The sequence below is a fragment of the Streptomyces albiflavescens genome (assembly GCF_014645835.1).
GTDB lineage: Bacteria > Actinomycetota > Actinomycetes > Streptomycetales > Streptomycetaceae > Streptomyces > Streptomyces albiflavescens.
Window position 1 is genome coordinate 1 of the sequence record NZ_BMMM01000022.1, and the last position, 17,619, is coordinate 17,619.

Consider the following 17,619-nt stretch of genomic DNA (forward strand, 5'->3'; position numbering starts at 1 on the left):
CGGCAGCGACATCCTCAACCCCGACCCCATCAAACCCGAACCCACCGCCGCCCACGGCCGCCCCGCCAGCATCCAACTCACCCTGCCGCCACTCGCCACCGTCTGGCTCCGCCCCGCCTAGGCATCTTTCGCCCCCTCCGCCCCTGCCTCCTGCTACGGTCACGCGTCGCGGCGCTGCTCCTGAACGGCCTTCATGAGGTCCTCGATGGCTGACTGGGTGTCGCGTTCACTCCCGTCATCGATCGCTTCCAGAGCGGCGGCCGCCGCCTCACGAACGGGGTGGGGAAGCCCGTCGGCGGCTGTGAGGCGGTAGGCGGCCGTACGGCGCGCCCTGCGCTCGGCGGCGTCTACTGCGTCGGGGCCGGACAGCGGAAAGACAGAGGCCCTGTATGCGGATATCCCCAGCACCATCATGTCCGCGATTCCGTCGGCGTACCCAAGCGCGGCTGCCTTCCCCTGACCTTCTCGAATGGTTGCGATCATTCGACGGCGGGACAGGATCGTGCCCACGGCGGCGCCGCCTCCCAGGGAAAGGGCGCAGGTGACGGCGAGGAACGGCCCGTCCCAGGCGAAGCCGGTGAATCCTCCGAGGACCGCGAGCGCGACGGTCCATGCGGCCGCTGTCCGGGAGCTGATGTGCTCGGGTGTGGTGTCCATGGTGGCAGTGTCCCAGCCGGTATCGACCACACCGGCACGGGGTGGACCGCCGGCCCAGGACCTGGATGCGGCACGGCGCCTCCTCCCCGCAGAACAGGCCTACCCAGTGCCCCACGGAGGCTCACCAACTTCATTAGTCATCCCTAGTGTTGTGCACGTATGGTTGCGGGCATGGAGTTGCTGCGTATGTCCAAGGCTGCGAAGCGTCTCGGGATACACCCGATGACGCTTCGTCAGTGGGCGTTGGACGGCAAGATCCCCTTCACGTGGGTCGGTCGTGAGCGCCGGTTCTCCTCGGTTGATGTGGAGAACATGAAGCGTGGCAGTGACTCTTCAACTTCGCGCCCGCGTCTGGAGTTGCTGTATGTGCGCGTGTCCGGCTCGTCGGGGCAGGAGTCCTCGTTGGAGGCGCAGGAGGCCGAGCTGCGGGCCGTCTCGACGGGCGAGATCGTCAAGGTCGTCCGGGATCGTGGCTCGGGCCTGAAGGAGAACCGGCCCGGTTTGAACCGGGTGTTGGCGATGGTGGCTGACGGCTCAGTCACTGTCGTGCGCGTCACGCATGAGGACCGGCTGGCCCGGTTCGGTGTGAGCTGGCTCAAGCGGTTGTGCGCCGTGTACGGGGTCACCGTGGAGGTGTTGCACCCCAAGAAGCTCGGCGGCCGGGATGAGCTGCTGGAGGATTTTGTCTCTCTGGTGACGACGTTCGCCGGGCGCTTGTATGGGATGCGTAGTACGGAGAACCGCAAGCGGCTGCTGGCCGAGTCCGGTCAGTGCGGCGACGAAGGCGGGGCTTGGTGAGCCGGAAGCTGCCCCTGGCTGACGGCGAGACCTGCCGCACCGCCTGCGCCCGCGCCCTGATCCGGTCGGGCGTGGATGAGAAGACCGGCGAAGTCCTCACCTGCGCCGCTCTGGCGGAACGGGTGGGCTGGTGTGCTGACCTCGTGGCCGGGATGAGCGGCGCGCTGCTGGCCGGACACTGGAATACCACCGACGTGGATGCGCTGGCCGGCGGACAGGACCCGGGCGGCCGGAAGCTGCCGTCGAACGCGTGGATGGCACTGCGCCGTCTGGGCTGGACGGTCTCCCGCGAGGTGAAGGTCAATGATCGGATCGTGCGCATGGCCCAGGAGCAGGCGGGTCGTGCACTGCGGTCGGTGAAGTGGCGCGCCGATCTGGTGGCCGGTGTGCTGGCCGTCTGGCCCGAAGACCCGAAGAAGCGTATCGGCGAGGAGTGGGACGCGGTGCGTGCCGCGATACCGGGCGGCGAGCACCTGCCGTCCAGCATCATCCGTTCCCGCACCCGGCAGATCACCTCCTTCGAGCGCAACCACGGCCGTCGCCCCATCGACGTGTTCGAGCTGGAGCCCACACCGCGTGTGGCCCGCATGTTGCTCCTCGCCGCCTGCGACGGGCAGCAGGCCACCATCGAACGGTCCGCGACCGAGCCGACGAAGGCCCTGCTGCGGCTGCAACTCCCCACTCGGCCAAGCCCGCAGACATACCGTGACTGGACCTGGGTCGAGTGCTCGATCACGCTGCCGCCCACGGTTGCGGCGAACGGGGTGATCCACCTGCCCACCCTGCGCATCGCGGGCGGGAAGGTACGCGCCGATCTCGCCTACACCCACCCCGTGCCCAAGATCCAGCGCACCGGCCACACGGTCGCGCTCGGCGTGGACTGGGGCCTGAACACCCTTCTCAGCGCGGGTGCGGCCCGGCTGCACGACGAGGGACAGATCACCGATCTCGGGGCGGGCGCGCAGTTCCGGGCCGCTGGTGTGCTGGCCAAGCAGTACCGGCTGCGTCGAATCTCGGAGCGTCTGCACGCCAAGACCGACCACTACGACCGGCTCGCCGACCCCTCCTTGGACAGCAGGGCGGCGACCCTGGCGCAGGAGATCCGGCGCGTCTCGGCGCTCCGCTCGAACCTCAATGACGCGTTGGCATGCTCTGCCGCCCGCTGGGCCGTGGACCAAGCTGTCGCGGCCAGGGCCACGGTCATCTACCTGGAAGACCTGCGGTCGATGGAAGCCGGTGGCATGGGCCGCACCCAGAACACCCGCCTCTCGCAGACGGTGCGCGGGCAGATCGCCGACCACATACGCCACCTTGCCGCCGAAGTCGGTATAGCCGTGGTTACTGTGCCGCCGCGCAACACCTCCAAGCACTGCCCCGCGTGTCTGACCTCGCTCCGCCACCGCAAGGCACCGGACCGGCCCACCGTGCCGGGCTGGAAGTGGGCCATCTGCCCCGGATGCGGCTGGCAGGGCGACCGGGACCAGGGCGCCTGGCGACGTATTGCCGCACGCGGCCTCGCTCACCAGACCAAGACCGTTGTGGACCGCACGAGCGGCGCCATGGTGATCCGCGCCGTGGTGGACGCGATGGAAGCCAAGTCCGTCATCACGGCCACCCCGAAGACCCACCGGACGGACCGGTCGAAGACCGGCCCCACCCGGCCAAGAACCAACCGCCTCACGCCCGGGCGACGTGAGGTTCCCTCCCCGACGCGGCCCCTCGGCCGTGCCGGTCAGCGTCCGGAGGGACACGCACCAACGGACCGGACCCGGCTGCCCCGCGCAGCCCACCGGCACCAGAGCGTGACCACGATCAGCACACCCACCACCAGCCGACACCGGCCACGCGGAGCAGCACTGGGCGCGGGATTCCATCTCCACGCTCACGCTTCCCCGCCCAGGTGGGCACAACCCGCACCGAATCTTACGGTCCGCATGGGATCGCTTAGCTGATCAGAGACGCTTGGACCACTTGCACCCGTGAGCTGCCACCCCTTGAGATGAGCTCTCAAGGGGCGCGAAAGACCCTCAGGGCGACGTCGGCTTGCCTGCCGTGGCGATCCATGTGTGGAACAGAGCGCCGAGTTCCTTCCCGGACTCGCGTTCGGAGAGGCGGATGAACTGGGCCGTGGTCCCGTGACCGTCACGGTGCTCTGCGGCCCAGGCACGCAGGATGCGGAAGAACACGGGATCGCCAACGGCCGTACGCAGCTTGTGCAGGGCCATGGCCCCCCGTGAGTAGACAGGCGTGTCGAAGATGTGCGCCCCGCTGCCGGGATCGGCGGGAGGGAACGCCCACAGATCGCTGCTCGCCGGACTGGCGTACAGGGCGTCGAAGGTCTTCTGCGCGCTCCTGCCGCCGTGTTGCTCGGCATAGAGCCACTCGGCATACGTCGCGAAGCCTTCGTTGAGCCAGATGTCCTTCCAAGCGGTGAGGGTGACGGAGTCCCCGAACCACTGGTGGGCATTTTCATGGACGAGGGTGCTCAGGTCCGGGGCCGAGTCGTAGACCGGCCGAGTCTGGGTCTCCAGGGCGTAGCCGACCTGGGGTGCCCGGTCGACGATGGACCCGGCGGCTCGGAACGGGTAGGGGCCGAAGACCTTGCTCTCCCAGGCGAGTACGGAAGGCAGCTTCTTCAGGACCGGCGCGGCGGCGGCCGCCTCTCGCGGGTCGACGGCGTTGTAGACCTTGAGGCCGTCCGGGGTGGTGTACTGCTCGACCTTGAACTTTCCTACGGTCGCCGTGGCCAGGTAGGCCGCCATGGGTTCGGACTGCCGCCAGCGGAAGGTGGTACGGCCGTGGGCGGTCCGCTGCCCGAGAAGGAGGCCGTTGGCGACGGCGGTGCGCCCCTCGGGGACGGTGAGCGTGAAGTCGTACGACGCCTTGTCCTTGGGGTGGCTGTTGGCGGGGAACCAGGTCATGGCGCCCTGCGGTTCGCCCGCCACGAACGCGCCGTCGTCGGTGGGAATCCACCCGTCGAGGGAGCCGTCGGGATCGGTGACCGGTTTGGGCGTGCCGGAGTAGGTGACGGTGACGCGGAACTTCTGCCCCTCGCACAGGGCGTGCCGTGGGGTGACCACGAGTTCCTGTCCGTCGCGGCGGAACGCCGCCTTCGCGTGGTCGACGGTGACGCCCCTGACCTTCAGCCCCTTGAAGTCGAGGTCGAAGCGGGTCAGTCGCTGCGTGGCCCGGGCGGTGATGACGGCCTTGCCGTCCAAGTGGCGGCTCTGCGGGTCGTATCCGAGCGTCAGGTCGTAATGGTGCACGTCGTAGCCGCCGTTGCCCGCGAGGGGGAAGTACGGGTCTCCCGCGCCGGAGGAGCCAACCGTCCGGGCCGTGGCCGGTCCGGCCGCGGCGAGCAGGGCCGCGAGTGCGACGGGGACTGCGGCGACAACGGCTTCTCGGCGAAGGACAGTTGTGCGTCTGGCGGCGACCTGCTTCATGCGTGGCGTCACGTTCGCTCCTCCGATCGATGGAGTTCACTCACGGATCATGGGCAAGCACTCGTAGGCCAGTGAAGGTCATTCACGGGTCGACGGTGATCACGCGCGCTCAGCCTATGAGCCCCCTCGCCCCACGACGCCCTCAATCAGGTCAAGTTACGCCGAGCCTGGATCACGGCCGCCCCTCAGACGGCTCTGCCGTCATGCCCGGGCGGCGGCCAGGCGTGCTCCCCCTGCCCTCCGCCGGACCCGTGCCCACACCCCCGGCCAGGTGCGTCAGGAGCTCCCGGTCTCGAAACCCACACCCCCTGGCCGTAGACCCCGACATCGTGGTGAAGTGCGTCCACGCCCCGGCCCCGTACACCGCAGAGGAGCACTCTCGTGACCAACACCTTGCAGGCCTGGCCCCATCCACCGGTCAGGGTCGGGCTCGTCGGTGCGGGTCCATGGGCGCGCGCCGTGCACGCGCGCGTGCTCGCCGCGGGGCCCGAGACGCTGCTGACCTCGGTGTGGGCCCGCCGCCCCGAGGCGGCCCGCGAAACGGCGGTGCCCTACGCTGCCGCCGTCGCCGCGACTTTCGAGGAACTGCTCGACGACTGCGAGGCGGTCGCCTTCGCGGTTCCGCCGGCCGTGCAGGCGGAGTTGGCGGCGCGTGCCGCGAAGGCGGGCAAGGCATTGCTCCTGGAGAAGCCGATCGCGCTGGACCTGCTGTCGGCACAACGCCTCGTGGACGCCGTCGATGCCGCAGGCGTCGTCTCGCAGCTGGTCCTGACGAACCGCTACCACCCGGTCACCCGGGAGTTCCTGAAGGCCGCGCAGCGCGTCGACCACGTGGGGGCGCGGTCCTGCTGTCTGAGCGGCGCTTTTCTGGGCGGCGACTTCGCGACCCCGTGGCGCCTCGAACACGGCGCTCTGCTGGACCTGGGGCCGCACATTCTGGATCTGCTGGACGCGGCCCTTGGGCCCATCGTCCGTGTGCGCGGCGCCGGAGACGTACGTCGCTGGATCGAGCTCACCTGCGAACACGAGAGCGGCGCCGTGAGCCAGGCGTCCCTGTCGGGATCGGTCGAGCTCGAGCGCGGCATCACGCGGGTCGAGTTGTTCGGCCGGCACCCCGAGCTCGTGTTCGACAGCGGTGCACTCGACCACGAGGAGTCCTGGCCGGTGCTGCGCCGGGAGTTCGCCACCGCCGTACGGACGGGACAGTCGGGCACGCTCGATGCCCGGCGGGGACTGTATCTGCAGACCCTCATGGCCGAAGCTTTGGAGAGTTAGGGCACTCTGCCGGAACACGAGGCCGTTCAGGCGAAACGGCGTGCCGGGGAGCGTGGGCATCCCTGGGAGTGTCGACAACACAGCTGTGAGACTGCCGCTGATCGCTCCCATGCTCGCCACACCCGGCACCCTGCCGCCTGCCGGGCAGGACATGCGCTGGTCGTACGAGACGAAGCACGACGGGCAGCGTGCCGTGGTCTACCTGCCCGGCGACGGAAGTGTGTTGCTGCGTGCCCGGTCGGGGGAGGACATCACCGCCGCGTATCCCGAACTCCGTTCCCTGGGCGGTGTTCTCGGCACGACCCCGGCGATCCTCGACGGCGAGATCCTGGTCCTCGACGAGCAGGGGCGGGGCGACTTCCAGCTCCTGCAGTCCCGTATGGGGCTGGCCCGGTCTCCGGGCAAGGCCGCTCGTCGTGCGGCGGAGGCGCCCGCGCATCTCGTGGTGTTCGACGTCATGTACCTGCGGGGCGATCTGACGAGTCTGCGCTACACGCGCCGGCGGCAGGAGTTGGAGGGGCTCGCGCTCAGCGGTCCCTCCTGGTCAACGCCGTCCGCGCTCGTCGGTCATGGGGAGCTGGCCCTGCGGGCGTCTCGCGAAAGCGGCCTTGAGGGGCTGGTCTGCAAGCGTCTGGACTCGGTGTACGAGCCCGGGGTGCGCTCGCGCGCCTGGATCAAGATCCGCAACGTACGCACGGTGGACGTCATCGTCGGCGGCTGGGTTCCTGGCAAGGGGCGCCTGTCCGGGCTGCCCGGCGCCGTACTCGTGGGACAGCGTGAGGCGGGGCGGTTGCGCTACGTCGGGAGCGTGGGGACCGGCTGGAGCGAGGTCGAGCGAGCGGAACTCGCCCAACTCCTGCGGGCCGCCGAGACCGACCGCTGCCCCTTCGACAAGGTCCCGCGCGTGGCCGGAGCGCAGTGGGTCCTGCCCCGACTGGTCGGCGAGGTCCGGTACAGCACGCGCACCCGGGCCGGGCTGCTGCGCCAGCCGTCGTGGCTGCGCCTGCGCCCCGACCTGGCCCCCGAGGACTCCGCGGCGGACCTGCCCTAGCGCATACGACATGACCGCCCCGGAGGGCGGTCATGTCCTGCCGCGGCCCCGTTACGTCCTTCCGGGACCGCCGCTGCCGAAGGACCCGCTGGATCCGGGGACCCAGCGCTTGCGATGCTGGTCGTCGGCGTGCCTGCTCCCCGCGGCATGGAGGTTGTACGGCATCAGCCGCTCGCTCTCGTCCGCGGCGAGCGGTACTTCGTCGGGTTCCCGCACCTCCCGTTCCTCATGGACTGCTCCGGTATCGGGCAGCCTGGGCTGCTCCTCCGGAAGGGGCGGGGGCAACTCCTTGCTCCGCACCCTGATGCCCAGCAAGACGGCCCAGACCAGCGCACCCGCGATGAAGAGGCCACCGACAAAAGCGGCGACCGCGTTGACCGTCGAGTTCGCTGCGATCAGTTCATAGGTCGCGGTGTTCATGGTGCTCGTGTACCCCCAATACCTGGGGAAACCTGAGTGGTGTCTCCGTCAGCGACGGCCCATCCATTGTATTCCGGTTCATTCCGGACGGTGTGCCACAGCTCCGAACATAGTTACGGACATGTGCAGGGCGCCTTGGGCGGAGGCCTCGGTGAGGTCCGCGTACAGGCGGTCGCGCTGGGCCTCGGTGATGAGGTCACGGCGTACCGCCGACTCGCCCAGCATGCGGATCAGCGGCCAGGCGACCGATGTGTGGTCCTGCAGCAGCGCCTGCGATCCCCGGTCGTCGATCACCAGACCGGCCGCCGTCAGCCGACCGACGAGCTTGCGTCCGGAGTACGGGTCCGCGGCCGCGGACAGCGCGCCGGAGGTGAGGCCCGCGACGGTCTCGGGGTCGCCGGGGTGCAGGATCGTGGTCGCCCAGTCGGTGTCCAGCAGGGCGACCCGCCCGCCGGGGCGCAGCACGCGCGCGATCTCGGCGACGGCCTTCTCCGGTTCGAGGAGATGCTGGAGCACCCGTTCGCACCACACCACGTCGACGGAGGAGTCGGGCACGGGCAGGGTGAGCGCGTCGCCGTCCACGAAGCCGGCCGCGCTGCCGGCCTCGGCCGCCCGCTGTCCGGCCACGGCACGCAGCCCGGGGTTCGGCTCGATCCCGAGTGCCTCGCCCCGGGGAGCCACGGCGGCCGCCAGCTGCCGGGTCTGCGATCCGGTGCCGGAGCCGATGTCGATCGCCCGTTCCCCCGGCCGTGCGGCCAGCGCCGCATGCGCCCACGCCCGCAATCGTCGTACGCCGTCATTGACGTCCTGCGCGTCGAGCGCTGCCGCCAGCCGTGCGACGCCCTCGGCGGAGATGTTCCGCGCATGGAAGGGCGAGGTAGGTCGTGTGTCCCCCATGCCGGTCACTCTAGAGCCGGCACGGCCGCCTTCGGAGTCAGATCGTGTAACGCCTCAGGGCCGGTGTCGCGACGGCCAGACCCAGTACGGCAGCGATCACCAGCAGCCCGCCGCCCGCTACCGCGGCGCGTGCCCCGAGAGCCGAGCCGACCGTGCCGTGCAGGACGTCGGCGAGGCGCGGGCCACCCACGACGACCACCGTGAAGACGCCCTGCATCCGGCCGCGCATCTCGTCGGTGGCGGCGGACAGCAGGATGGCGCCGCGGAAGACCATGGAGACCATGTCGGCGACTCCGGCCACGGCGAGAAACGCCACCGCCACCCACAGGCTGGTGCTGAGCCCGAACCCCGTGATGGCGGCGCCCCAGGCCGCGACCGCGACGATGACCATGAGGCCGTGTCTGCGGGCGCGGGAGAAGGTCCCCGACATCAGCCCTCCGACGACCGCGCCGATGGGGATCGCCGCGAACAGGAGGCCGAGCGCGAGCCCCTCGCCGTAGGGCGCATAGGTCTGTGCGGCGAGTTGCGGGAACAGGGCGCGGGGCATCCCGAAGACCATGGCGATGATGTCGGCGAGGAAGGACAGCAAGAGCACCTTGTGCACCGAGATGTAGCGGAAGCCGGCGACGACCTCGCGCCGGCCCGCGCGCTTGACCGCCGATTCCGTCAGGGGCGGCAGGGCGGGCAGCCGCACCACCGCCCACACGGTGACGCACAGGGCGAGCGCGTCGATCAGATAGAGCTCGGGCAGGCCGATGACAGGGATGAGCGCGCCGGCGAGCAGCGGTCCGGCCACCAGACCCGTCTGCATGACGGTCGAGCCGAGGGCGTTGGCCGCGGGCAGTTCGTCCGCGGGGACCAGCCGGGCGATGGAGGCGTTGCGGGCCGGAGAGTTGAGGCCGAAGAACGCCTGCTGAAGGGCGAGCAGCGCCATCAGGACGAGCACCGAGTCGAGTCCGGTGGCGGCTTGTATCCAGAAGAGGAGCGAGGTGACGGCTATGCCGCTGTTGGTGATGAGGAGCAGCTTGCGGCGGTCCATGCTGTCGGCGATGGCACCGCCCCACAGCGCGAACACCACAAGGGGCACCAGACCGGCGAGGCTCGCGTAGCCGACCCAGGCCGAGGAGCCGGTGATGTCGTAGATCTGCTTGGGCACGGCGACGGCGGTGAGCTGGCTGCCCACCGCCGTGACGATGGTGGAGGACCACAGTCGGCGGTAGGCGGGGCGGCGCAGCGGCCGGGTGTCCATCGTCCAGCGGCGCCAACCGCGCCGGTTCGCCCGCTCCGGCCCGGGTGTCCCGTCGTGCTCGGCGGGGGTGCTGTCCGTACTGCTCTCGCTGGTGTCCACACTCGTCCTGGCTGCTCGATACATCTTTCGGTCAGGGATCACTATGGCCGAGCGGAAGCGGAACGTGTCCCAGGGGGATCGGACTTGTGCGCCACGCGTACGAGGTCACCGACGTTCGCGCTGCGTGACGACGACTCGGGCACGAGCAACCAGTCTCAGGCTCCGGCGATCAGCATGGCACCCATGGCGATCATCGTCGTGGCGACCAGGCCGTCCAGCACGCGCCAAGACGACGGCCGGGCCAGGAAACGACTGAGCAGCCGGGCGCCGAAGCCGAGCGCGACGAACCAGCACAGGCTGGCCAGAGCCGCGCCGAGTCCGAAGGTCCAGCGCAGCGGGCCGCGGTCGGCCGCGATCGAGCCGAGCAGGAACACGGTGTCGAGGTAGACGTGCGGGTTGAGCCAGGTCAGCGCCAGGCAGGTGAGCACGGTGCGGCGCCGTGAGCCCGTCGACACGGTCGCCGCTCGCAGGGCCGAGGGCTTCAGCACCCTGCGTGCGGCGAGGAATCCGTAGACGAGGAGGAATGCGCCGCCGACCAGCCCTACCGCCGTGAGTGCGGCGGGCCAAGCCACCACCACCGCGCCGACACCGCCGACGCCCAGCGCGATGAGCAGCGCGTCGGACAGGGCGCAGATGCCCACGACGGCGAGTACCGCGTCCCGGCGGATGCCCTGGCGCAGCACGAACGCGTTCTGGGCTCCGATGGCGACGATGAGGGAGAGGCCGGCACCGAATCCGGCGGCCGCGGTGGTCAGGGCGTCTGTCATGACACCGACGCTAGAAAGACGAAGGGCTGGAGTACAGCTAAAGATTCTTACGTATCATTAGCACTCGTGATGGCGGAACTCCCCCTCGACCAGGTGCGCACCCTGCTGGCGGTGGTCGACGAGGGCACCTTCGACGCTGCGGCCTCCGCGCTCCACGTGACACCGTCGGCGGTCAGCCAGCGCGTGAAGGCGCTCGAGCAGCGCACGGGCCGGGTTCTGCTGGTGCGGACGAAGCCGGTGCAGCCGACCGAGTCCGGTGAGGTCGTGGTGCGTTTCGCCCGCCAACTGGCCAGGCTGGAGCACGACGCGCATGCCGAGCTCGGCATGACCGGTTCCGGGGAGCCGACCCGGCTGTCGATCGCGGTGAACGCCGACTCGCTGGCGACCTGGTTCCTGCCCGCGCTGGCCCGCGTGCCGCAGGAGCTGCGGCTCTGTTTCGAACTGTGCCGCGAGGACGAGGACCACACGGCTGCCCTGCTGCGCGAGGGAGCGGTGATGGCGGCGGTGACGTCGTCGCCGGACCCGGTGGCCGGCTGTTCCGTCCGCGCCCTCGGCCGGATGCGGTACCTGCCGGCGGCGAGCCCGGAGTTCGCGGAGCGGTGGCTCGGCCACGGGGCGGACACGCCCCTGCGCGACCTGATCGCCGGCGCCCCGGTGGTGGCCTTCGACCGGAACGACGATATCCAGGACGACTTCGTCCGCACCCTGCGGGCCGGTCCCGGTGCGAGCGCGCTGCGGCACCTCATGCCCACGTCGGAGGGGTTCGTGAACGCCGTGGTGGCCGGAATGGGCTGGGGCATGGTGCCCGAGGCGCAGGCCGAACCGCTGCTGCGCGCCGGGCGCTTGGTCCATCTCGCGCCGGACCGGGGCGTCGACGTTCCGCTGTTCTGGCAGCAGTGGAAACTCGACTTCCCGGCGCTCGCGGCGGTGGCCGACGCCGTGGCAGCCGTCGCCGCCGAGACGCTCGCCGTTTCACCAGGTTCCTGAATCACCTCGCTCCCGGGCGGCTCCCGAATGGCGTACGAGCCGGTATCTTCGCGCTGGGCACAGCCGAGCGCGGCGGCGATGAGCTGCGCGCGCACCAGTGTGCTCCGCAGGGCGTCGAGGTGCGGTCAGGGACCAGAGAGGCGCATTCTTGCTGTGTTACCCCCCTGGCGGTGGGCGGACGAGGGCAGACCGATGACTGAAAGCGCCGAGCTTGCGGACCGGGCGCTGGATAGCCTGGCCGCCCTGCTCAGCGCCGCTGTGGCGGACGCGATACGGGCTGCCCGCGGCTTCGCCGGCGGCGCGTATCTGCGCTCGAGCACACCTGGACTGCTCAGGCTCGCCGTGCTCGCGGGGCTGCCGGGCAAGCTGTTCCGCCCCTGGTGGCGCATGCACGTGGACCGTCCCTTCCCCGTCGCCGACGCCCATCGGCTCGGCGTGGAGGTGCTGCTCACCGATCCCACGGAGACGATGCGCCGCTACCCACAACTCGCCGCGGGGCTGCCCTTCCAGTTCGGCTCGTTGTACGTCCCGGTCGTGGGGGACTCGACGCCGTTCGGCGTCCTGACGGTGCTGCGGCCGCCGGCCTCGGACGCCACCGAGGTACTGCCGGATCGTGACCGGATGACCGCGGTGGCACAGGAACTGGGTGCCGCTCTGGCGGCGCTGGACAAGGACGGGTCCGGCGTCCTGTGGGACGGGGAGCCGATGTGCACGCGGCCACCGGCCGAGGGCCCTTCGTCGCGGTGTGCGGGCGGGTTCACCTGGGATCCCGCCGATGGCACGATCATGGCGGACGACGCCCTGTGGGCTCTGCTCGGCACCAGTCGCGAGGGCTTCGCCGGAACGCCGGAGGCCTTGGCCCGTGCGGTCACCCGCGAGGATCCCCGCCCGCTGATGGCCGCGCTGCGCGAGACGGCCGCCGGACGGCCGCCACCGCACCCACTACCGATGCACACCGCGGACGGCGGACTGCGGCTGCTGGAGCTGTGGACCTCGGGTGCGGGGCCCGCACCGCCGTACCGGGTCAGCGGCGTGGTCGTCGATCCGGGCCCGGCAGCGGCGGCGGAGTGTGCGGCCGACCTGCTGCCGGAGGGAGTGTTCGCGGTGGACCGGCTCGGAATGATCACATACGCCAATCCGCGCGCCGCCGAGCTGCTCGGCCGACCGCGCACGGAGCTGCTGGGCCGGCCGCTGTGGGAGGCGGTGCCCTGGCTGGACCGGCCGACGTACGAGGATCATCTGCGTGGGGCGCTGATCTCGGCGGATCCGGTGCAGTTCCAGGTCAGACGTCCGCGGGGGAACGGAGGTGAGTTGCCTTTGAGGCGCGCGGGAGGCGCCTGGCTGACGCTGTCCCTCTACCCCGGGCCCGGGGGCCTGACCTGCAAGATCGTGTCGCTGGGGCGGGTCGCGGACACCCCCGAGGCCGTCCCGTTCGACGCCGGGGAGGCGGTCGGAGAGGCCGAAGTCGACGAGCCCCTGACCGGTTTCTCGACGACGCCGCCGCAGTACCGGCCCATCGTGCTCGCCATCGCGCTGACCGAGGCGGTGACGGCCCGCCAGGTGTCCGAGGTGGTGATGCGGGAGCTGCTGCCCGCGTTCGGGGGACGCCGCCTCGCCATCTATCTGCTCCAGGACCGACGCCTGTACCTGGCCTGGGAGACCGGCTTCCCGCAGGGGTTCCTCGCCCCGTTCGACGGGGTGGGTCTGGACGCCAAGCTGCCCGGGGTCGAGGCGCTCACCGGGGGCCGCCCCCTCTTCTTCGAGTCGATGCAGCAGCTGGCGGCGGACTATCCGGGCATCCCACTGGACGCCCTCGTAGGGGCTCGGGCGTTCCTGCCGCTGATCGCCTCCGGGCGGCCGGTCGGGTCCTGCATCCTCGGCTTCGACCGCTCCCGCGGCTTCAGCACGGAGGAGCGTACGGTGCTGACCGCGCTGGCCGGACTGATCGCGCAGGCCCTTGAGCGAGCCCGGCGCTACGACAACGAGGCCGCCCTCGCCCGCGGGCTCCAGGAGGCCCTGCTGCCACACCGCCTCTCGGCGCACCCCTTGGTGAAGACGGCAGGGCGCTACCTGCCCGGCACCCTCGGCATGGACGTGGGCGGCGACTGGTACGACGTGGTCGAGGCCGGCGACGGACTCGCCCTGGTCATCGGCGACGTGCAGGGGCACGGCGTCCAGGCGGCCGCCACCATGGGCCAACTGCGCAGCGCGGTCCGGGCGTTCGCGCTCGGGGACCACTCCCCGGACGAGGTGATGAGCGGTACCAACCGGCTGCTCATCGACCTCGATCCGGGACAGTTCGCCAGTTGCTGCTACATCAGGGTCGACCCGGTCACAGGCGTCGCCCGAGCCGCCAGGGCCGGACATCCGCAGCCCCTGCTGCGCCATCCCGACGGCCGCACCGAGGTCCTCGACCTGCCCGGCGGGGTGGTGCTCGGGGTGGACCCGCAGGCCCGCTACCCGGTGACGGACCTGCACCTGGAACCCGACGCCGTCCTGGCCCTCTACACGGACGGCCTGGTCGAGTGCCCCGGCACCGATATCGACGAGGGAGTCGAAGCCCTCCGCGCGACCCTGTCCCGCGCGGGGGCCCCGGGCAGCCCCTCCCTGTCCCGTGCGGCCGACCTCCTCACCGCGGAGGCCCGGCAGGCCACCGAGCGCCCCGACGACATCGCGCTTCTCCTCACGAAGCGTCAGTCTCCGCACGGCGGCCACCGATAGGCGCCCGGGAGGGGCTCCCCCCGGGTCCCCTCAGTGAGCGGCGTCGAGCCGGGCCCGCTGGTCCGGCGTCAGTTCGAGTTCCACTGCGGCCAGGTTCTCCTCCAACTGCGCCACGGAGGACGCCCCGGCCAGCGGGATCACCGGCAGCTCCGCCCCAATCTGCCAGGCCAGCACCACCTGGTTGGGGCTCGCCCCCGTCTCCTTCGCCACGTCCCGCAGCACGGCGAGCCGGGACGGGGTCCCCGGGTGGTCGTAGTCGGACAGCAGCGGCTTGTCCTGCCGTACGTACGCGCCGGTCAGCAGCGGCGAGTAGGCGACCAGGGTCAGTGCGGGCTCGGCCTTCAGATAGCTGAACAGCTCCCCCGTCGCCGCGCCCAGGTTGCCCTCCGGGAAGAGTCCGCTGGGCACGTCGGTGCGGGCCCGCAGGAGGCTGTGGTGGTACTGGAGCACCTCGTAGCCGGGCAGACCCGCGGCCGCGGCGAGTGCGCGGGCCCGCTCCACGCGCCACATGGCGTGGTTGCTCACGCCGAGCAGCCCGACGCTGCCCTGCGCGACGAGCTCGCCGAACCCCTCCACGGTCTCCCGCGGTGCGACGGTCCGGTCCTCGATGTGCGCGTAGAGCAGATCGATCTTCTCCACACCGAGCCGTTCCCGGCTGCGCTCGGACGCCTCGCGGATCACCTTGGCGGACAGGCCCTCGGGGTTGTCGATGTAGCCGGTGCCGGGGGCCAGCGGCCGCGCGCCCAGCTTGGTCGCGATGACGATCTCGTCGCCGATGCCGCGGCTGCGCCGCCAGCGTCCGAGCAGCGCCTCGCTCTGCCCGCCCTGGCTGTCGTCGGTCCAGAAGGCGTAGTTGTCCGACGTGTCGATGAAGTTCCCACCGGCCTCGACATAGCGGTCGAGGACGGCGAAGGAGGTCTTCTCGTCCGTCCGTGAGCCGAAGAGCATCGCGCCGAGCGCGAGCACGCTCACCTCACGGCGGGTCTTCGGGTCCGCGCCGATCGTGCGGTACTTCATGGTGTCCCTCCCGTTCGGGCCCGAAATCCGCGGGCCTGAACGGGAGTCTGGAACTTGAAGTGCTCTTCAAGTCAAGCCTTGCTGAACGGTCCTTCCAGTGCGGCCCACTGCAACAGCATGATCGTCTTCGCGTCGGCGATCTCCCCGGTGCGGATCATGTCGAGGGCACTGCGGAAGGGCAGCTCGACGATCTCGATGTCCTCACCCTCCTCATCCAGCCCGCCGCCCTCGTGGGTACGCGTGGAGGGACCGTACGAGGCGGCGTAGAAACTCACCCGCTCGGTGACCGAGCCGGGGCTCATATAGACGTCGAAGACGTGTTGGACCTCACCGACGGTGTGCCCGGTCTCCTCGATGACCTCACGCCGCACGGCGACCTCGGGATGCTCGTCCTCCTCGTCGAGCAGGCCGCCCGGTGTCTCGATCAGCATGCCGTCGGGGTGCCCGTTGACGTATACGGGGTAGCGGAACTGCCTGGTCAGCAGCACGGTTTCGCGCTCGGCGTCGTACAGGAGGAGGGTGGCTCCGTTGCCGCGGTCGTGCGTCTCGCGCTCCTGGGTGCTCCAGGTGCCGTCCGCGTGCCGGAAGTCGAAGGTGGTGGTGCGTTCCACGTACCAGTGGCAGGACAGGAGTTTCACCTCGCGGACCTTGATCCGCGGATTGCCGGTCAGATCGTGGCCGACGCGGTCGAGTCCGGTCCGGCCCCGGCGGTCCGGGGTGTCGATGCCCGCGGTCATCGCGCGCCGACCGAGCGGGCGCGGCAGAAGTCGTTCATGGCCACTGTCTACCATCTCGAACGGAATACCGAGGCCACAGCGGGGCTTCGCCCGTCTAGGCTCACGGCATGGAACAGACGGAGATCATCCTGCGCGCCATCGGCGTGCTCACCGAGACCAACGCGATGGTGCGCAGGATCGCCCAGGACGAGGACGCCGAGGCCGAATCGACGCAGACCCAACTGGGAGCGCTCGTCACCGAGGTGTTCCCCAGGGTCGAGGTGCCCGGCGACGCCGGACCCGCGGAGGCGGGCCAGGCCGTCGCGGACGCCTATCTGCCCGCCACCATCTCGCTCGTGGGCGCGTTCGCGTTCCTGTTCTCCGAACTCGCCGACGTCCACGACTCCGGACGGACCGACATCAAGACGGCCGACCTGCTGCAAGATCTCGCCCTGCGGATGTCGAGGGCGGAGAACTCCTAGGAATCAGTCGAGTGCGAGGCTGCCCCGCGGCCAGGTCACCCCTTCAGAAAGCAACCGAAGCCCGGCCCCTCTGCCCTGTCATACGGAGCCCGGGGGGCCGTTCGTGCCCCGCTCCTCAGGAATGCGGAACCACCGCGACCGGGCAGGGCGCGTGGTGCATCACCGCGTGGGCCACCGAACCGATCCTTGCCCCCACCGCCGAGCGCTGGGCCCGACGGCCGACGACCATCAGCTGCGCCCGGTCGGCCAGCGACAGCAGTACTTGCCCGGCGCTACCCATCTCGACGTGCTGCGTGACCGGCACGCCGGGGAAACGCTCCTGCCACGGCTTGAGCGCATCGGCCAGTGCCTTCTTCTCATACGGTTCCAGACCCCCGGCCTCGTCCAGCAGCTTCAGCGAGCCCGGGCTGTAGGCGAACACCGGCGGCAGGTTCCACGCTCGTACGGCGCGCACCCCGGCGCCGCGCGCCGCCGCGGTCTCGAACGCGAACCGCAGGACGGCCGCGCTGTCGTCCGGGCCGCCCTGCTGACCCACGACGATCTCCCGGCCTCCCGCCTCGGACGCGGCGCGGTCATCGGCCCGCACCAGCACGACCGGACACGGCGCCTCGGCGATCACCTGCTGTGCGACGGAACCGAGCAGGAAGCCGACGAGCGTGCCGTGTCCACGGGATCCGAGAACGAGGGTCCCCGTCGTCGCGGCCTCGGTCAGCAGCGATTCCACGGCGGCGCCGTCCAGGACCTCGGCCGTCACCGACAGGTCCCCGTGCCGGTCGGCGACGGCGCGGGCCGTGTCCTGCACCATGTCCCGCGCCCAGCGCGCCTGATCGTCCCGGTCTCCTCCACGGAGCATCTCGTGGTGCGGCCACTGCCAGGCGTACACCACGCGAAGGGGCAGCCTCCGGCGGACGGCTTCCCTGCCCGCCCAGGCCAGTGCGGCCCGGCTTTCGGGGGATCCGTCCACGCCCACGGTGATCCGGTCGGTCATGCGCCTGCCTTTCCGTCGCCGGCTCGTCCACCGTGCCGGCCCTCGCCCATGC

At 70.7% G+C, this 17,619-nt stretch carries 16 protein-coding genes; 7 read left to right on the forward strand and 9 right to left on the reverse strand.

The window, feature by feature from the left end:
* Positions 1-159: 159 nt before the first annotated feature.
* Positions 160-657 carry a hypothetical protein gene (locus IEY95_RS40775; RefSeq protein WP_189191301.1) on the reverse strand — a complete coding sequence of 166 codons (498 nt, stop codon included), beginning with the start codon at positions 655-657 and terminating at the stop codon, positions 160-162.
* A 171-nt stretch (positions 658-828) separates the two neighbouring features.
* Here IEY95_RS40775 and IEY95_RS40780 point away from each other — a divergent pair, with 171 nt between their 5' ends.
* Positions 829-1,455, forward strand: a complete 627-nt coding sequence (locus IEY95_RS40780; RefSeq protein ID WP_189191302.1) for an IS607 family transposase — start codon at positions 829-831, stop codon at positions 1,453-1,455.
* On the forward strand, positions 1,452-3,407 hold the full coding sequence (locus tag IEY95_RS40785; RefSeq protein ID WP_189191303.1) for a zinc ribbon domain-containing protein: 1,956 nt from the start codon (positions 1,452-1,454) through the stop codon (positions 3,405-3,407). The genes IEY95_RS40780 and IEY95_RS40785 overlap by 4 nt, the downstream gene beginning before the upstream one ends.
* Before the next feature lie 75 nt (positions 3,408-3,482).
* Here the strand turns inward: IEY95_RS40785 and IEY95_RS40790 are convergent, their stop codons facing one another.
* Positions 3,483-4,898, reverse strand: coding sequence for a M1 family metallopeptidase (locus IEY95_RS40790; protein ID WP_189191432.1), 1,416 nt, complete (start codon positions 4,896-4,898; stop codon positions 3,483-3,485).
* 381 nt (positions 4,899-5,279) lie between these two features.
* Between IEY95_RS40790 and IEY95_RS40795 the strand changes: the two genes are divergently transcribed.
* Complete coding sequence (locus IEY95_RS40795; RefSeq protein WP_189191304.1) at positions 5,280-6,173, forward strand: Gfo/Idh/MocA family protein; 894 nt, start codon at positions 5,280-5,282, stop codon at positions 6,171-6,173.
* 85 nt (positions 6,174-6,258) lie between these two features.
* Complete coding sequence (gene ligD / locus IEY95_RS40800) at positions 6,259-7,224, forward strand: non-homologous end-joining DNA ligase (RefSeq protein WP_189191305.1); 966 nt, start codon at positions 6,259-6,261, stop codon at positions 7,222-7,224.
* Positions 7,225-7,275: 51 nt separating this feature from the next.
* Here ligD and IEY95_RS40805 read toward each other — a convergent pair whose 3' ends face one another.
* From IEY95_RS40805 to IEY95_RS40820, 4 genes are all read right to left on the reverse strand, one after another.
* Entirely contained in the window at positions 7,276-7,644 is a 369-nt protein-coding gene (locus tag IEY95_RS40805; RefSeq protein ID WP_189191306.1) for a DUF6479 family protein, read from the reverse strand.
* A 78-nt stretch (positions 7,645-7,722) separates the two neighbouring features.
* On the reverse strand, positions 7,723-8,541 hold the full coding sequence (locus IEY95_RS40810) for a methyltransferase domain-containing protein (RefSeq protein ID WP_189191307.1): 819 nt from the start codon (positions 8,539-8,541) through the stop codon (positions 7,723-7,725).
* A gap of 37 nt (positions 8,542-8,578) precedes the next feature.
* Positions 8,579-9,889 (reverse strand): MFS transporter, encoded by a 1,311-nt coding sequence (locus IEY95_RS40815; RefSeq protein WP_373294647.1) that lies wholly within the window; start codon positions 9,887-9,889, stop codon positions 8,579-8,581.
* Between the two features lie 155 nt (positions 9,890-10,044).
* Positions 10,045-10,656 (reverse strand): LysE/ArgO family amino acid transporter, encoded by a 612-nt coding sequence (locus IEY95_RS40820; protein ID WP_189191308.1) that lies wholly within the window; start codon positions 10,654-10,656, stop codon positions 10,045-10,047.
* 66 nt (positions 10,657-10,722) lie between these two features.
* Between IEY95_RS40820 and IEY95_RS40825 the strand changes: the two genes are divergently transcribed.
* Entirely contained in the window at positions 10,723-11,643 is a 921-nt protein-coding gene (locus IEY95_RS40825; protein WP_189191309.1) for a LysR family transcriptional regulator ArgP, read from the forward strand.
* A gap of 192 nt (positions 11,644-11,835) precedes the next feature.
* Positions 11,836-14,364, forward strand: coding sequence for a SpoIIE family protein phosphatase (locus IEY95_RS40830; RefSeq protein ID WP_189191310.1), 2,529 nt, complete (start codon positions 11,836-11,838; stop codon positions 14,362-14,364).
* A gap of 30 nt (positions 14,365-14,394) precedes the next feature.
* Here the strand turns inward: IEY95_RS40830 and IEY95_RS40835 are convergent, their stop codons facing one another.
* Both IEY95_RS40835 and IEY95_RS40840 read right to left on the reverse strand, forming a co-directional pair.
* On the reverse strand, positions 14,395-15,381 hold the full coding sequence (locus IEY95_RS40835) for an aldo/keto reductase (RefSeq protein ID WP_189191311.1): 987 nt from the start codon (positions 15,379-15,381) through the stop codon (positions 14,395-14,397).
* A gap of 71 nt (positions 15,382-15,452) precedes the next feature.
* On the reverse strand, positions 15,453-16,118 hold the full coding sequence (locus IEY95_RS40840; protein ID WP_189191434.1) for an NUDIX domain-containing protein: 666 nt from the start codon (positions 16,116-16,118) through the stop codon (positions 15,453-15,455).
* A 107-nt stretch (positions 16,119-16,225) separates the two neighbouring features.
* On the opposite strand from IEY95_RS40840, the gene IEY95_RS40845 reads away from it, so the two are divergent.
* The gene (locus IEY95_RS40845; protein ID WP_189191312.1) at positions 16,226-16,579 is read left to right on the forward strand and encodes a hypothetical protein; all 354 of its coding nucleotides are present in this window, start codon (positions 16,226-16,228) and stop codon (positions 16,577-16,579) included.
* 115 nt (positions 16,580-16,694) lie between these two features.
* Here the strand turns inward: IEY95_RS40845 and IEY95_RS40850 are convergent, their stop codons facing one another.
* Positions 16,695-17,567 carry a universal stress protein gene (locus tag IEY95_RS40850; protein ID WP_189191313.1) on the reverse strand — a complete coding sequence of 291 codons (873 nt, stop codon included), beginning with the start codon at positions 17,565-17,567 and terminating at the stop codon, positions 16,695-16,697.
* Positions 17,568-17,619 lie beyond the last annotated feature (52 nt).

Excerpts from the sequence above, each read along its gene's own strand:
- IEY95_RS40775 (WP_189191301.1), bottom strand. The coding sequence starts at position 657 with ATGGACACCACACCCGAGCACATCAGCTCCCGGACAGCGGCCGCATGG.
- IEY95_RS40780 (WP_189191302.1), top strand. The coding sequence starts at position 829 with ATGGAGTTGCTGCGTATGTCCAAGGCTGCGAAGCGTCTCGGGATACAC.
- IEY95_RS40790 (WP_189191432.1), bottom strand. The coding sequence starts at position 4,898 with ATGAAGCAGGTCGCCGCCAGACGCACAACTGTCCTTCGCCGAGAAGCC.
- IEY95_RS40805 (WP_189191306.1), bottom strand. The coding sequence starts at position 7,644 with ATGAACACCGCGACCTATGAACTGATCGCAGCGAACTCGACGGTCAAC.
- IEY95_RS40810 (WP_189191307.1), bottom strand. The coding sequence starts at position 8,541 with ATGGGGGACACACGACCTACCTCGCCCTTCCATGCGCGGAACATCTCC.
- IEY95_RS40820 (WP_189191308.1), bottom strand. The coding sequence starts at position 10,656 with ATGACAGACGCCCTGACCACCGCGGCCGCCGGATTCGGTGCCGGCCTC.
- IEY95_RS40830 (WP_189191310.1), top strand. The coding sequence starts at position 11,836 with ATGACTGAAAGCGCCGAGCTTGCGGACCGGGCGCTGGATAGCCTGGCC.
- IEY95_RS40835 (WP_189191311.1), bottom strand. The coding sequence starts at position 15,381 with ATGAAGTACCGCACGATCGGCGCGGACCCGAAGACCCGCCGTGAGGTG.
- IEY95_RS40840 (WP_189191434.1), bottom strand. The coding sequence starts at position 16,118 with ATGACCGCGGGCATCGACACCCCGGACCGCCGGGGCCGGACCGGACTC.
- IEY95_RS40845 (WP_189191312.1), top strand. The coding sequence starts at position 16,226 with ATGGAACAGACGGAGATCATCCTGCGCGCCATCGGCGTGCTCACCGAG.
- IEY95_RS40850 (WP_189191313.1), bottom strand. The coding sequence starts at position 17,567 with ATGACCGACCGGATCACCGTGGGCGTGGACGGATCCCCCGAAAGCCGG.